A 12533-nucleotide genomic window follows, 5' to 3' on the forward strand; every position below is an offset into this window, starting at 1 on the left:
TATCCATGTTTTACTATCTGGACGGCACCGTGGCAGAGATTCTGCCCTATCTGGCGGTCATCGACTGCGGCGGCGTGGGCTACGCCTGCAAGACCACCAACACCACTCTGGCCCAGCTGAAAAAGGGCCAGCGGGGGAAGCTCTACACCTATCTGGACGTGGGGGAGAACGCCTTCGGCCTGTACGGCTTCGCCACGGCCAACGAGCTGAACAGCTTCAAGCTGCTGATCGGCGTCAGCGGCGTGGGGCCCAAGGCGGCGCTGGCCATCCTCTCCGCCGCCACGCCGGAGTCCCTGGCCATGGCCATCGTCACCGGGGACGAGAAGAGCCTGACGGCGGCGCCGGGCGTGGGCAAGAAGATCGCCCAGCGGATCATCCTGGAGCTGAAGGACAAGATGGCCCGGGAGAGCGCCGCCACGGGGCTGGACTTCTCCGGCGGAGCCGCTGTGAGCGTCCCGGCCTTTACAAATAAGGCCACAGAGGCGGCCCAGGCCCTGGCGGTGCTGGGCTACACCAGCGCTGAGGTGGCCCAAGCGCTGAAGGGCGTGGACGTGGAAACTCTGTCTCTGGAGGAGATCATCCGCCAGTGCCTGAAAAAGATGGTGAAGTGAGTATGAAGATCCTGTCCGTGATTCTGCTCCTGGCCGCGCTGGCCATGGCCTTTCTTGCCATGATATTCGGAACCCGCTTTGCGGCCCTGCTCAATAAGGGCCAGCAGCGCCACGGCCTGCCGGAAAAAGAGCGGCGGCAGCGCAACCGCAGCGGCGCGGTGTTCGCCCTGTGCCTGTGCGCGGTGTTCGGCCTGGCCTGGCTGGCGGTGCATCTGTTCCAGGCGGGCTGACCGCCCCGGCCGGAATTTTGGAGCACATTCAGAGCACATGAGGAAGTGAACCCATGAGCATCGACTTTGGAAACGACATCTATGAAGAGCCCATCGTGGCCAAGACCTTCCTGCAGGAGGACGCCCAGGAGGGGTCCCTCCGGCCCAAGACCCTGCGGGAGTATATCGGCCAGGAGAAGGCGAAGGACAACCTGGCCGTGTTCATCCAGGCCGCCCAGAAGCGGGGAGAGGCCCTGGACCACGTGCTGCTCCACGGCCCGCCCGGCCTGGGCAAGACCACGCTGGCCGGGATCATCGCCCAGGAGATGGGGGCGGGCATCCGCATCACCTCGGGCCCGGCCATCGAGAAGCCCGGGGATCTGGCGGCGCTGCTGACGAACCTCAACGAGGGGGACATCCTCTTTGTGGACGAGATCCACCGGCTGAACCGGTCCGTGGAGGAGATCCTGTACCCGGCCATGGAGGACTACGCCCTGGACATCATCGTGGGCAAGGGCCCCAGCGCCAACTCCATCCGGCTGGACCTGCCCAGGTTCACCCTGATCGGCGCCACCACCCGGGCGGGGCAGCTGTCCGCGCCCCTGCGGGACCGGTTCGGCGTGACGCTGCGGCTGGAGCTGTACACGCCGGAGGAGCTCTCTCAGATCATCACCCGGTCCGCCGCCATTTTGAACGTGGACATCGTGCCGGAGGGCGCCTATGAGATCGCCCGCCGCAGCCGGGGCACGCCCCGGATCGCCAACCGGATGCTGCGCCGGGTCCGGGACTTCGCCCAGGTGAAGGCCGACGGCGTCATCACCAAGGATGTGGCGGACCAGGCCCTGTGCGCGCTGGAGATCGACCACCTGGGGCTGGACCCCATCGACCGGCGGATGCTGGGGGCCGTCATCGAGAACTACGGCGGCGGTCCCGTGGGCCTGGAGACCCTGGCCGCCACCATCGGCGAGGAGGCCGTGACTCTGGAGGACGTGTACGAGCCATACCTGATGCAGCTGGGCTTCCTGACCCGGACGCCCCGGGGCCGGTGCGTGACGGCGAAGGCATACCAGCACCTGCATAAGCCCATCCCTGGCGGCATGACGGCGGATCCGCCGGACATGGACCAGCTGACGCTGTGAGGAGGCGGTTTTCATGAAGCGGACCCTGGCGGAGCGCGTCGCATTTCTGATGCTGTCGGCGGCGCTGGCCGTCGGAGCCTGGGCCGTCACAGGCCGGGCTGCCTGCTCCGTGACGGCGCCCTATCAGTTTCCCGTCCAGCCCGGCACGCCGGAGTGGGTGGAGCTGTCCGCCAACGCCCGTCGTGCCGCCTGCCGCCTGCCGGCGGGGCTGGCAGAGCAGATGACCTCCGAGGCCCTGCTGGAGACGGCGCTGGACTATCCGTTCAACGCCTCCATGTATGTGTCCAGCGACCTGGAGGGGATGTTCGGAAAGCGGGCGGCCCTGGCGGGCAACGACGCCCTGGCGGAGCTGGTGACCCGGCCGGACGCGGAGGAAGTGATCGCCCGCGCGCTGGCGGCGCCTGCGGAGGCAGGGGAGGACCCCCTGCGGGGCGTGTATCTGGAGACCTTCTGCGCCTGGCTGCCGGAGCTGTCCAGGATGGCGGGCGTCTGAGGCGTCACAGGGGCAGGCCCCGGCCGGTGCGCAGGCCCAGCAGAAAGGCATGGATGGCGGTGAATTCCCGGGCCTTTTCGTAATCCGCCGCCATCTCAGAGGTGAGCTCTCCCTCCAGAAGGGAGAGGGGCATCTCGTAGTCATCCGGTGGGGCAGCGTCCAGCTGGGGGCGGATGTAGTGGGCGTACAGCCATTTCATGAAGTCGGACATTGCGAATGCTCCTTTCAAAATACAATGGATGCGTTGTGCTTAGCTGCAGTATAATACAACGGATACATCGTGTCAAGAGGTGACGATATGACATTGCAAGAGCGAATGCGGGAACTCCGCAAAGAGCGGAAGGAGACCCAGAGACAGGTGGCCGACGCCATCGGTGTGACGGATCGGCAGTACCAGCGGTTTGAGACCGGGGTCAATCTGCCTGGATTTGAAAATCTCGTGGGCATTGCGGACCACTTCGGCGTATCGCTGGATTATCTGGCCGGCCGGTCGGACCGGAGGGAAATGTAGAGGCGGGTTTCCCGCCGTTCAGAGGAACCTGCTCCTGCAGGGGGCGTACAGCCTTTTTACAAAGCCGGACATTGCGAATGCTCCTTTCTGCAAACAACTTTTAAGCTGTTTGCAGAAAGGATATATCACGACTTTTAGGTTGTGCCAAGGAGATCATATATGGAGTTTTATGAGCGAATGCGGGAACTCCGCAAAGAGCACGGCGAGACCCAAGCGCAGGTGGCCGCAGCCGCCGGAATGACAGACCGGCAGTATCAGCGGTTTGAAACAGGCAAACAAAAGCCGGGGTTTGACAGTCTGCTTGCCCTGGCGGACCACTTCGGCGTGTCGCTGGATTATCTGGCCGGGCGGTCGGACCGGAGGGAGATGTAGAGGTGGGTTTCCCGCCGTTCAGAGGAACCCGCTCCTGCAGGGGCGTGCGGCCCGTTTTTGGAGTCAGACATTGCGAATACTCCTTTCTCACGCTTCATAAAGCGTGAGAAAAATATAACACGCTCTGCGAAGCGTGTTAAGGGGGATTTATGGAACTAAACGAGCGATTGCGGGAACTCCGCAAGGAACAGGGCGAAACCCAAAAGCAGGTGGCCGCCGCCATCGGGATTGGGGAGCGGCCCTACCAATACTTGGAGTCCGGCGAGCACCGGCCCAGCCTGGACACGTTGATCGCCCTGGCGGACCACTTCGGCGTGTCGCTGGATTATCTGGCCGGCCGGTCGGACCGGCGGGAGTTGTAAAAGGCCGCCGTCCGGCGGCCTCGGGAATCTTTGCTCCCGCAAGGGGCTTGTTCAGCGGGATGCACCCCCCATTTTCTTTTCGGTCTTGCCCGAAAAGAAAACGGGCCGTGCACGGTCCAAAAGAAAAGAACGCTTTTGGCCGCAACTCTGCACGGGCGTGCAAAGTTGCTGTACGGGGGTTGGCGTGAGATGGTGCCTGCGTGTTTGCGAGGACTGGCCAACGGGCGCGGCGGGGTGCGGTACAGGCTTGAACGCTGATTCCCGCGGCGTGGATGCGGAGGTCAACGGGGTGCAAGGACGCATTTGACCAGCTCCTCTTTCTGCGCGTTCCGCTTCGCTACGCGCTGCCCTGGCGGTCGTAGGGGCCGATGCCTTTATCGGCAGCTCCCGCGCGGGACAGCTAGCGGCAGCGAAAAGAGAAGCAGCTCCATGCGATGACCACCCCGACGACCTCCGCACGATCCGCCACGGGACGGCAGTTGGAGAAATCGCAGAAGAGTATAGCGTGCCCGAAGGCCGGGCCAAATCGGCGCTTGCACCGATCCGCCGCCCCCCGTCGCGCGGAGGGCCACTGCACCGGAGCGCGCCAACGCTTTTCTCTTTGGACCGTGCACGGCCCGTTTCTCTTTTGGCACGACAAAAGAGAAACGGGGGGTGCATCCGCCCAGCCATCAACATAGCTGAATCCCCGTCCCATGGGGACGGTCACATCATAAGAAACAAACGAGGTAATATCAATGGGCAAACTATTTGGAACCGACGGCATCCGCGGCGTGGTGGGGGAGAACCTCACTGCCGACATGGCCTTCCGCGTGGGGCAGGCCGTGGGCACTGTTCTGATGGAGGACAAGGGCAGCCGCCCCACCGTGGTGATCGGCAAGGACACCCGCATCTCCTCCGACATGCTGGAGTCCGCCCTGATGGCGGGGCTCTGCTCCGTGGGCAGCGACGTAAAGCCGGTGGGCACCATTCCCACCCCGGCGGTGGCCTATCTCACCGTGCAGGAAAAGGCGGACGCGGGCATCGTGATCTCCGCCAGTCACAACCCCTATGAGCACAACGGCATCAAGGTCTTCAGCGGACAGGGCTACAAGCTCTCCGACAGCGTGGAGGCCCGGATCGAGGAGAAGATCCTCTCCCAGGAGCCCATGAAGCTCCGAACCCGGGGGGAGATCGGCCGCCGCCACCACGGTATGCGCCAGCTGAAGCGGGACTATATCGACTTCGTGGCCTCCACCATCGAGTCCGATCTGGCGGGGCTGAAAATCCTGGCGGACTGCGCCAACGGCGCTGCCAGCGCCACCGCGCCGGAGCTGTTCGGCCGCTTCAAGGCCCGGACGGACTTCATCCACCGGGACCCGGACGGGGTGAACATCAACAGCCACTGCGGCTCCACCCACCTGGAGGACCTGGCCGCCGCCGTGGTGCGGGGCGGCTATGACATCGGCGTGGCCTTTGACGGGGACGCGGACCGCTGCCTGCTGGTGGACGAGACCGGCGGCGTCATCGACGGCGACAAGGTCCTGGCGGTGTGCGCCCTGGACATGAAGCGCCGGGGAAAGCTCAACGGCAACGCCCTGGTGGCCACGGTGATGAGCAACCTGGGCCTCCACGAGTTCTGCCGGAACAACGGCATCGACCTGCTCTGCACGGATGTGGGCGACCGGAACGTGCTGGAGAAGATGCTGGAGCGGGACTACCGCATCGGCGGGGAGCAGTCCGGCCACACCATCTTCACCGATGTGGAGACCACCGGCGATGGTGAAGTGACGGCCCTCCAGTTCCTGCAGGTGCTGGCCCGGTCCGGGGAGAAAGCAAGTTCCCTTGTCAGCTGCTGCGCCGTCTACCCCCAGGTTCTGGTGAACGTGGAGGTGCCCCACAGCGGCGGCGTGAAGGAGGCCATTATGGCGTCCCCCGCGCTGGCGGAGGCCGTGAAGCGGGAGGAGGAGGCCCTCGCCGGCGCTGGCCGGGTGCTGGTGCGCCCCTCCGGCACGGAGGCCCTGATCCGGGTGATGGTGGAGGCCAAAACCACGCAGATCGCCCAGGCGGTGGCGGACCGGCTGGCAGATTTCATCAAATCGCAAAAAAAATAAAAATCTGTTTCTCGGATTTTTTTACAAATTGCTTGACATTTCACTGGATAGACAGGTATAATACGATATGTACAAATTTAGCGAGAAGACACCCCAGCCCCTGGACCAGTGCAGCGATGAAACGCTGTGCCAACTGGTTGCCGGCGGCAGCCGCGAAGCGGAGGAAGCTCTTGTGACGCGGTACAACCGGCTGGTCCGGACCTGCGCCCGCCCCTTCTTTCTGGTGGGCGGCGACAGCGAGGATCTGACCCAGGAGGGCATGGTGGGCCTCCTCAAAGCCGTTCGGGAGTATGACGCCTCCAAGGAGGCATCCTTCCGGACCTTCGCAGAAATCTGCATTCGTAACCGGCTGTATTCCGTCCTCCGCGCCGCGGCGCGGGATAAGCACATGGCTCTCAATCAGTCGGTCCCCTTGGATACACCCTTCTTTGACGCCAATTCCTACACCTCTGGTACCAGCGATCTGACTCAGCGCGATCCCGAAGCGTATCTCATCGACAGGGAACATACCGCTGCCCTCTTATCCGGTGTCCGGAAACAGTTGTCCGAGTTTGAAGCAAAGATTTTGGGGTACTATTTAGACGGTCTTTCATGCAGGGAAATTGCCGAGACGGTAGGCAAGCCCCCAAAGTCCGTGGACAACGCCGTGCAGCGCATTCGGCGCAAGGTGGCACGGCAGCTTCTTTCCGGCGATCTCAGCGGAAGCTGAACGCAATATATTTTTCTTTTCAAAGAGAGGGTAACATCATGTACGAAGACAAGACCTTAGTTTGCAAGGAGTGCGGCCAGGAGTTCGTGTTCACCGCCGGCGAGCAGGAGTTCTATGCCGAGCGCGGCTTCCAGAACGAGCCCCAGCGGTGCAAGGCCTGCCGTGACGCCCGCAAGAACGCGGCCCGCGGTCCCCGGGAGTATTTCACCGCTGTCTGCGCCGCCTGCGGCGGCGAAGCCCGCGTGCCCTTCGAGCCGAAGTCTGACCGTCCCGTGTACTGCAGCGAGTGCTTCGCCAAGATGCGGGACCAGCAGAGATAAACGAATCAATCCGTTTTGGTCTCTTGCAGAGGCGGCGCCCGGTGGGCGCCGCTTCTTCTTTTGCCGTGGGAGCCGGCCGCCGCGCCCCGCGCCGGGGAAACGGGAGGCATTCCGGAAAAATGTGCCGGTGCGGACGCCGAATCTCCACATTTCCAGGCTTTTCAAAGATTTTCTCTTGAAAAACATCGAAAACTAGAGTATAATACCCCTGCTGAATTTCAGATTAGAATTGGAGGAACCTCTGATGATCGAGATCAAGAAGGACACCATCATCGGTGACATTCTGGACGTGGCGCCTCAGACCGCGCCCATCTTCCTGTCCATCGGCATGCACTGCCTGGGCTGCCCCTCTTCCCGGGGCGAGACTGTGGAGGAGGCCTGCATGGTCCACGGCGTGGACTGCGACAAGCTGCTGGCCCTGGTGAACGAGGAAGCCAACAAGAAAGCGGAATGACCGGAACGGGACGCATACGGGAGACCGTATGCGTCCTCCTCCGACAGCCGGAACAGGAGGGCGCCATGGGAAAACATCTGGAACTGACGCCGCGCCTGCGGCAGATCGCCGCCTGGGTCCGCCAGGGTGCGCACCTCGCTGATGTTGGCACGGATCACGCCTATCTGCCCGTGTGGCTGACGCTGCAGGGCCGCGTGGCCTCTGCCATTGCCAGCGATCTGCGGCGCGGCCCCCTGGACCGGGCGCAGGAGACCGGCCGGCGCTACGGTGTGGGGGACCGGATCACCTTCCGCCTGGGCAACGGTCTGGCCGCCGTGGCGCCGGAGGAGTGCGACACCATCGTCATCGCCGGCATGGGGGCGAGAACATCGCCCAGATTCTGGCCGGGGCACCCTGGACCGCCGACGGCCGCCACACCCTGCTGCTCCAGCCCCAGAGCCGGGCGGAGGCGCTGCGCCGCTTCCTGGCGGAGCACGGCTACGCCATAGCGCGGGAGGCGCTGGTGCGGGACCGGGGCTTTCTCTATCCCGTGATCGAGGCCGGGGCAGGGGAGATGCATCTCACGCTGGGCCGGCAGTGGGCCGGGGCGGACCTGCTCTACGACCCCTGGGGGACCGCTACATCATCGAGAAGATCATCCAGCTCCAGGCGGCGGCGGCCGGGTCCAACCGGGCGTCGGCGCCAGAGGCCCGGGAACGGGGCGATTACGCCAGGGCCGTCATCACGGAGCTTCTGCAAATGAGGGAGGAGTGGCGCCATGCCAACTGTCCGGGAAATTGAACAGGCCCTGTTCCGACTGGCCCCGAAGGAGGGCGCCATGGACTGGGACAACGTGGGCCAGCTGCTGGGGGACCCGGAGGCGGAGGTCCGGCGGGTCCTGGTGGCCCTGGACATCACGGAGGCCGTGGCGGACGAGGCCATCGCGGAAAACTGCCAGCTGATTGTCAGCCACCATCCGGTGATGAACTGCAAATGGCTGCCGGTGCAGACCGTCCGGCAGGACACGCCCCAGGGGCACCTGCTGCTGAAAATCCTGAGGAGCGGCCTGTCCGCCATCTGTATGCACACGAACCTGGATGTGGCCCCCGGCGGCGTCAACGACGCGCTGGCCGCCGCGCTGGGGCTGGAGGACCCTGGGCCGCTGGGGACCCGGAGGGGCTGTGCCGGATGGGAACACTGGCAAGTCCTATGCCTTTACAGGAATTTGCAAAGCACGTCTGCCGGGCGCTCCAGGCCAACGGCGTCCGCTACGCCGGGGACAGCGGCCCGGTGCGGAAGGTCGCGGTGGGCGGCGGCGCCTGCGGCGACTATGAGGATGCGGCCATCGCCGCAGGGTGCGACGTGTTCGTGACCTCGGACCTCAGCTACCACCAGTTTTTAGACGCGGCAGGGAAGGGCATCCGCCTGATCGACGCGGGCCACTTCCCCACAGAGAATCCGGTGTGCACCGTGCTGGCAGAGTACCTGCGCGGCCGGTTCCCGGGCCTCACCGTCACCAAATCCGCCTCCCACCGGGAGGTCATCCAGTATTACGTAGAAGGAGAGTAATGTACCATGTCCGGACATTCCAAATGGCATAATATCCAAAAGACCAAGGGCGCGGCCGACGCCAAGCGCTCCGCCGCCTTCACCAAGATCGCCAAGGAGATCATCGTGGCCGTGAAAGAGGGCGGCGGCTCCGGCGACCCCAACAACAACTCCCGCCTGGCCACGGTCATCGCCAAGGCCAAGGCCGTCAACATGCCCAACGACAACATCAAGCGCACCATCGACCGGGCCCTGGGCTCCGGCAGCACCGACAACTACGAGGCCGTCACCTACGAGGGCTACGGCCCCGGCGGCGTGGCCGTCATTGTGGAGGCCCTGACCGACAACCGCCAGCGCACCGCGCCGGAGGTCCGCCACGCGTTCGACAAGTGCAACGGCAACCTGGGCGCCCAGGGCTGCGTCAGCTGGTCCTTTGACAAGAAGGGCGTCATCGTCATTGACAACGAGGAGGGCGAGCTGGACGAGGACACCGTCATGATGGACGCTCTGGAGGCCGGTGCCGCCGACTTTGAGGCCGACGGTCCCGCCCTGGAGATCACCTGCGACCCCGACGCTTTCAACGATGTGGTGAAGGCCCTGGAGGGAAGGGCTACGCCTTCGCCAGCGCGGAGATCGAGATGGTGCCCCAGAACTACATCACCCTCACCGGCGAGGGAGACGTGAAGAACATGGAGAAGCTCATCGACATGCTGGAGGACAACGACGACGTGCAGAACGTCTGGCACAACTGGGATAACGACTGAGCATCGCTGGATAGAGAGAGGACGGGGAGACCCGTCCTCTTTTCATCTCTGCAGAAATGAAACAAAACTTTTCTTTTGTGCAAAAACGCCGGAGAGGCGGGCCTAACCGGTCCCCCTTACCATTACCATAACAATGACCATAACCATCACCATAACCCTAACTCTAGCTATTACCATAACGGGAGAATTTTACAAAATCCTCCCGGAGATTGCATAGAACCGTGCATCAGATGGGGAGGGGACGCCTTTTCTTGAGAGGAGTGGTTTTTCGTTGGCAGAGGAACACAAGAAGAGTTTTATGCTGTATTTCGATAATTTTCCCTGTGTGGCGGCCCTGGACGCGGAGCAGCGGGGGAACTGCTGCTTCTGTTGTACCGCTATGCCATGGCGGCGGACAAGGCTCCCACGGATCCGGAGGAGGTTTTGCGGCAGCACCCGGGCTTGAGGGAGGAGACCCGCATGGCCTACCGGTTTCTGGCGGAGACCATTCGGCGGGATACAGAGAAGTGGAAGGAAAAGCAGCGGCGCTACCAAGAGGCGGCGGCGCGGCGGCAGGGGGATGGGGCGATCTCCCGGCAGGCCCTGGAACAGGCCGCGCCCAAGGATTACAGCGACATCCGGAAGTACCTACGGGACGTCTCTACCGCTGGTCGGTTGCCAAAATCGGACCCATAGGGTAGACTGAGGGCGAGGTGATACACGTGAACAAGGAGCGGCTGGGCGATTTCATCGGCAGCGAGCGGAAAAATCTGGGCCTGACCCAGCGGGATCTGGCGGCGCGGCTGCATGTGACGGACAAGGCCGTCAGCAAGTGGGAGCGGGGACTGAGCTACCCGGATGTGACGCTGCTGGAGCCCCTGGCGGCAGCCCTGGACTTGACGGTGGAGGAGCTGATGGCCTGCCGGAGGCAGGCGGCGAAAGGAGCGGAGGAGACCATGCAGAGCTTGTTGGATATCTCCCGTGACAGCGTGCGGCAGGAGCGGCGGCGCTCCTGGCAGCGGCTGGCGGCGGTGCTGGTGCTGCTGGCCGTAACTGCAGCCGTGGTGGCGTATACGCAGATCGTGGTGACGGAGGAGGGGTATTACAGCATCGTTCTGAAAGAGACTGTGAATGGCAGGAACTGTGTCTATGTGGAGGACCGTGGACACCTGATCCGGCTGAAGTGCGGGGAGGATGTGGACTTTGATGCCCTCACGCTGCGGGACGAGCGGGGAGATACCATTTCCTATCAGATGGACTTTCAATGGAACCGGCTGACCCGCACTGGTACGGTGTCTGCCTGTGAGGACACCGGCGTCACCGTTCTGGGAGGTGTCATGGATGTCACCTATGAGGGGGATTCCGGCAGCGTGCCGCTTCTCTTCGGCGATACCAGCGTCCAGTATCTCCGGGACGGGTATTACCCGGACCCCTACGCAGAGTCCGAAAATCTGGTGTTTTTATGTGACGTCCGGTTTTGGCCCTATCATCCGGAGGAGCCGGACCCCACCGGCATCAACACCCGGGCAATCCTGGAAGTGGAGGACTGCATCAACGCCGAGGCGCTGGACGTGGATGGGGACGGAGCGCTGGAGGTGGCCGTCCGCACCCGCTGGCCGGAGAAGCCGTACACCGTCTACGACTATGTGGATGGAGAGATTGTGGAGTCATGGCCGGACACCCTGCCGGAGGAGATTTTGGAACAGATGTGGGCCCCGTGGGAAGGGCTATGAGAGGTGCTGCCTATGGAATCTCCTGCGCCCCCCCTCTGAGAGCGGCGGGTGGGGTCTCCTTCCACCCGGAGGCGGGGAGCCAGCATCTGGCCTTTCACAGCCGGGAGCGGGTCCTCCGCCGCATCGACCAGTACACCGCGCGGCAGTACCGGCATCAATCGGGACAAAAAGAGGCCCTGGCTTTCGCCAGGACCTCTTCTTGTACGAGCAAGACTGTAAGCCGGGTTCTGTATCAAACAGTCATCTATCTCGACGTACCGTCGCCGGTACGCTCCAGCCACCCCGGGAGCGGCCGGGCCAGCCTTGAGGGTCGGACCCCCTGCTCCCATACCGGTGTTGCTCCGGATAGAGTTTACAGCATCGGACAGTCTCCAGCCGATGGGTGAGCTCTTACCTCGCCTTTCCACCCTTACCGACAGAGCTACTCTCTGTCGGTAAGGGTGGCTTGCCGCTCCCCGCGGGAGCGGCCGCTGCGGCGGGCTGATTGCAATTAGGAAGAGGGACCCTTCGTCCCTCTTCACACAACACCCCTGCGCCGTTCCGCGCGGAAGCGATTGCGCTGTTCGGGGAAGTTTCCCTCGCCCCGCTCCGCGGGCATCGCGTTCAGCCGTCGCTGGTTCCCTGACCGATACAGAGTAACTCTGTCGGCGGTATATCTCTGTTGCACTTTTCCTGAAGTCGCCTTCGGCGGGCGTTACCCGTTATCCTTGCCCTGTGGAGCCCGGACTTTCCTCACGACCGGCCTTTCGGCCTGGCCGCGCGACTGTCTGTCTTACTCGCCTGTCTATTTTAGCGGAATCCGACGGGATTGTCAACGCCTGGCCGCAATGCGGCCTCCACATCGGCGGAAGTCGCCAGGGCCTTCCGCTGAAAATACCGGATGGCCCGCAGAGCGCAGTTAGGTCCCGGCTTCATGGCCCCGCAGCCCTGGGAGAAAAAGTCTGGGAAGGGGAGGGGCGTGGTTGTATTTTTTTCCGATCTGCGGTATAATTTCCTTGTCTGTCAATCTCTGCCGCCCAGCGCGGCGTTAGGAGCGTACCCATGAAGTTTGAGGAATATCTGGACTCTCTGCGGAACAAGTCCGTGGCCGTCATCGGCATCGGCGTCAGCAACCGGCCCCTGATCCGGCTGCTGCTGGAGCGGGGCATTCGCGTCACCGCCTGCGACAAAAAATCCCGGGAGGCCCTGGGGCCCCTGGGGACGAGCTGGAGCAGCACGGCTGCCGCCTGCAGCTGGGGGAGGACTACCTGAAGGGCC

General features: G+C 63.4%; 16 protein-coding genes, 1 other RNA gene and 3 pseudogenes. 18 read left to right on the plus strand and 2 right to left on the minus strand.

Annotation, left to right across the window (positions count from 1 at the left end):
• The first annotated feature begins 5 nt into the window (after window positions 1-5).
• From ruvA to EIO64_RS18455, 4 genes are read left to right on the plus strand one after another with little or no spacing between them, the layout of a single operon-like run.
• Window positions 6-611 carry a Holliday junction branch migration protein RuvA gene (gene ruvA / locus EIO64_RS18440; protein WP_021750694.1) on the plus strand — a complete coding sequence of 202 codons (606 nt, stop codon included), beginning with the start codon at window positions 6-8 and terminating at the stop codon, window positions 609-611.
• Window positions 587-841, plus strand: a complete 255-nt coding sequence (locus EIO64_RS18445) for a hypothetical protein (protein WP_136891737.1) — start codon at window positions 587-589, stop codon at window positions 839-841. The genes ruvA and EIO64_RS18445 overlap by 25 nt, the downstream gene beginning before the upstream one ends.
• A gap of 53 nt (window positions 842-894) precedes the next feature.
• A complete protein-coding gene (gene ruvB / locus EIO64_RS18450) occupies window positions 895-1959 on the plus strand; it encodes a Holliday junction branch migration DNA helicase RuvB (protein ID WP_021750696.1) in 1065 nt (354 codons plus the stop codon).
• A gap of 13 nt (window positions 1960-1972) precedes the next feature.
• Window positions 1973-2452: a hypothetical protein gene (locus EIO64_RS18455; protein ID WP_136891738.1), complete on the plus strand. Its 480-nt coding sequence runs from the start codon at window positions 1973-1975 to the stop codon at window positions 2450-2452.
• 4 nt (window positions 2453-2456) lie between these two features.
• Here EIO64_RS18455 and EIO64_RS18460 read toward each other — a convergent pair whose 3' ends face one another.
• A complete protein-coding gene (locus EIO64_RS18460) occupies window positions 2457-2663 on the minus strand; it encodes a hypothetical protein (RefSeq protein ID WP_021750699.1) in 207 nt (68 codons plus the stop codon).
• Window positions 2664-2750: 87 nt separating this feature from the next.
• Between EIO64_RS18460 and EIO64_RS18465 the strand changes: the two genes are divergently transcribed.
• The 13 genes and pseudogenes from EIO64_RS18465 (at window position 2751) to EIO64_RS18525 (ending at window position 11276) form a co-directional block, all read left to right on the plus strand.
• Entirely contained in the window at window positions 2751-2963 is a 213-nt protein-coding gene (locus EIO64_RS18465) for a helix-turn-helix domain-containing protein (RefSeq protein WP_021750700.1), read from the plus strand.
• A gap of 159 nt (window positions 2964-3122) precedes the next feature.
• Window positions 3123-3335, plus strand: coding sequence for a helix-turn-helix domain-containing protein (locus EIO64_RS18470; RefSeq protein ID WP_036628729.1), 213 nt, complete (start codon window positions 3123-3125; stop codon window positions 3333-3335).
• A gap of 149 nt (window positions 3336-3484) precedes the next feature.
• A complete protein-coding gene (locus EIO64_RS18475) occupies window positions 3485-3697 on the plus strand; it encodes a helix-turn-helix domain-containing protein (protein WP_021750702.1) in 213 nt (70 codons plus the stop codon).
• Window positions 3698-4434: 737 nt separating this feature from the next.
• Complete coding sequence (glmM, locus tag EIO64_RS18480; protein ID WP_021750703.1) at window positions 4435-5790, plus strand: phosphoglucosamine mutase; 1356 nt, start codon at window positions 4435-4437, stop codon at window positions 5788-5790.
• A gap of 67 nt (window positions 5791-5857) precedes the next feature.
• Window positions 5858-6499, plus strand: coding sequence for a sigma-70 family RNA polymerase sigma factor (locus EIO64_RS18485; protein WP_021750704.1), 642 nt, complete (start codon window positions 5858-5860; stop codon window positions 6497-6499).
• Window positions 6500-6537: 38 nt separating this feature from the next.
• The gene (locus tag EIO64_RS18490; RefSeq protein WP_021750705.1) at window positions 6538-6819 is read left to right on the plus strand and encodes a zinc-ribbon domain containing protein; all 282 of its coding nucleotides are present in this window, start codon (window positions 6538-6540) and stop codon (window positions 6817-6819) included.
• Between the two features lie 244 nt (window positions 6820-7063).
• Window positions 7064-7273, plus strand: coding sequence for a DUF1858 domain-containing protein (locus EIO64_RS18495; RefSeq protein ID WP_021750706.1), 210 nt, complete (start codon window positions 7064-7066; stop codon window positions 7271-7273).
• Between the two features lie 65 nt (window positions 7274-7338).
• Window positions 7339-7769 (plus strand): annotated as a pseudogene (locus EIO64_RS18500) (class I SAM-dependent methyltransferase); the annotation flags it as partial.
• An 80-nt stretch (window positions 7770-7849) separates the two neighbouring features.
• Window positions 7850-8053, plus strand: coding sequence for a hypothetical protein (locus tag EIO64_RS18505; RefSeq protein ID WP_249390927.1), 204 nt, complete (start codon window positions 7850-7852; stop codon window positions 8051-8053).
• Window positions 8054-8090: 37 nt separating this feature from the next.
• Window positions 8091-8821: pseudogene (locus EIO64_RS18510) on the plus strand (Nif3-like dinuclear metal center hexameric protein).
• A gap of 6 nt (window positions 8822-8827) precedes the next feature.
• A pseudogene (locus EIO64_RS18515) lies at window positions 8828-9564 on the plus strand (YebC/PmpR family DNA-binding transcriptional regulator).
• 369 nt (window positions 9565-9933) lie between these two features.
• Complete coding sequence (locus tag EIO64_RS18520) at window positions 9934-10239, plus strand: DUF6291 domain-containing protein (protein WP_158629843.1); 306 nt, start codon at window positions 9934-9936, stop codon at window positions 10237-10239.
• Window positions 10240-10265: 26 nt separating this feature from the next.
• Complete coding sequence (locus EIO64_RS18525) at window positions 10266-11276, plus strand: helix-turn-helix domain-containing protein (protein ID WP_136891740.1); 1011 nt, start codon at window positions 10266-10268, stop codon at window positions 11274-11276.
• A 200-nt stretch (window positions 11277-11476) separates the two neighbouring features.
• On the opposite strand, the gene rnpB is transcribed toward EIO64_RS18525, so the two are convergent.
• Window positions 11477-12055: RNase P RNA component class A (gene rnpB / locus EIO64_RS18530), an RNA gene on the minus strand.
• 262 nt (window positions 12056-12317) lie between these two features.
• On the opposite strand from rnpB, the gene EIO64_RS19095 reads away from it, so the two are divergent.
• Window positions 12318-12527, plus strand: a complete 210-nt coding sequence (locus EIO64_RS19095; protein ID WP_346730057.1) for a hypothetical protein — start codon at window positions 12318-12320, stop codon at window positions 12525-12527.
• Window positions 12528-12533: the final 6 nt, after the last annotated feature.

It is taken from the genome of Dysosmobacter welbionis (assembly GCF_005121165.3).
GTDB classification, from domain to species: domain Bacteria; phylum Bacillota; class Clostridia; order Oscillospirales; family Oscillospiraceae; genus Oscillibacter; species Oscillibacter welbionis.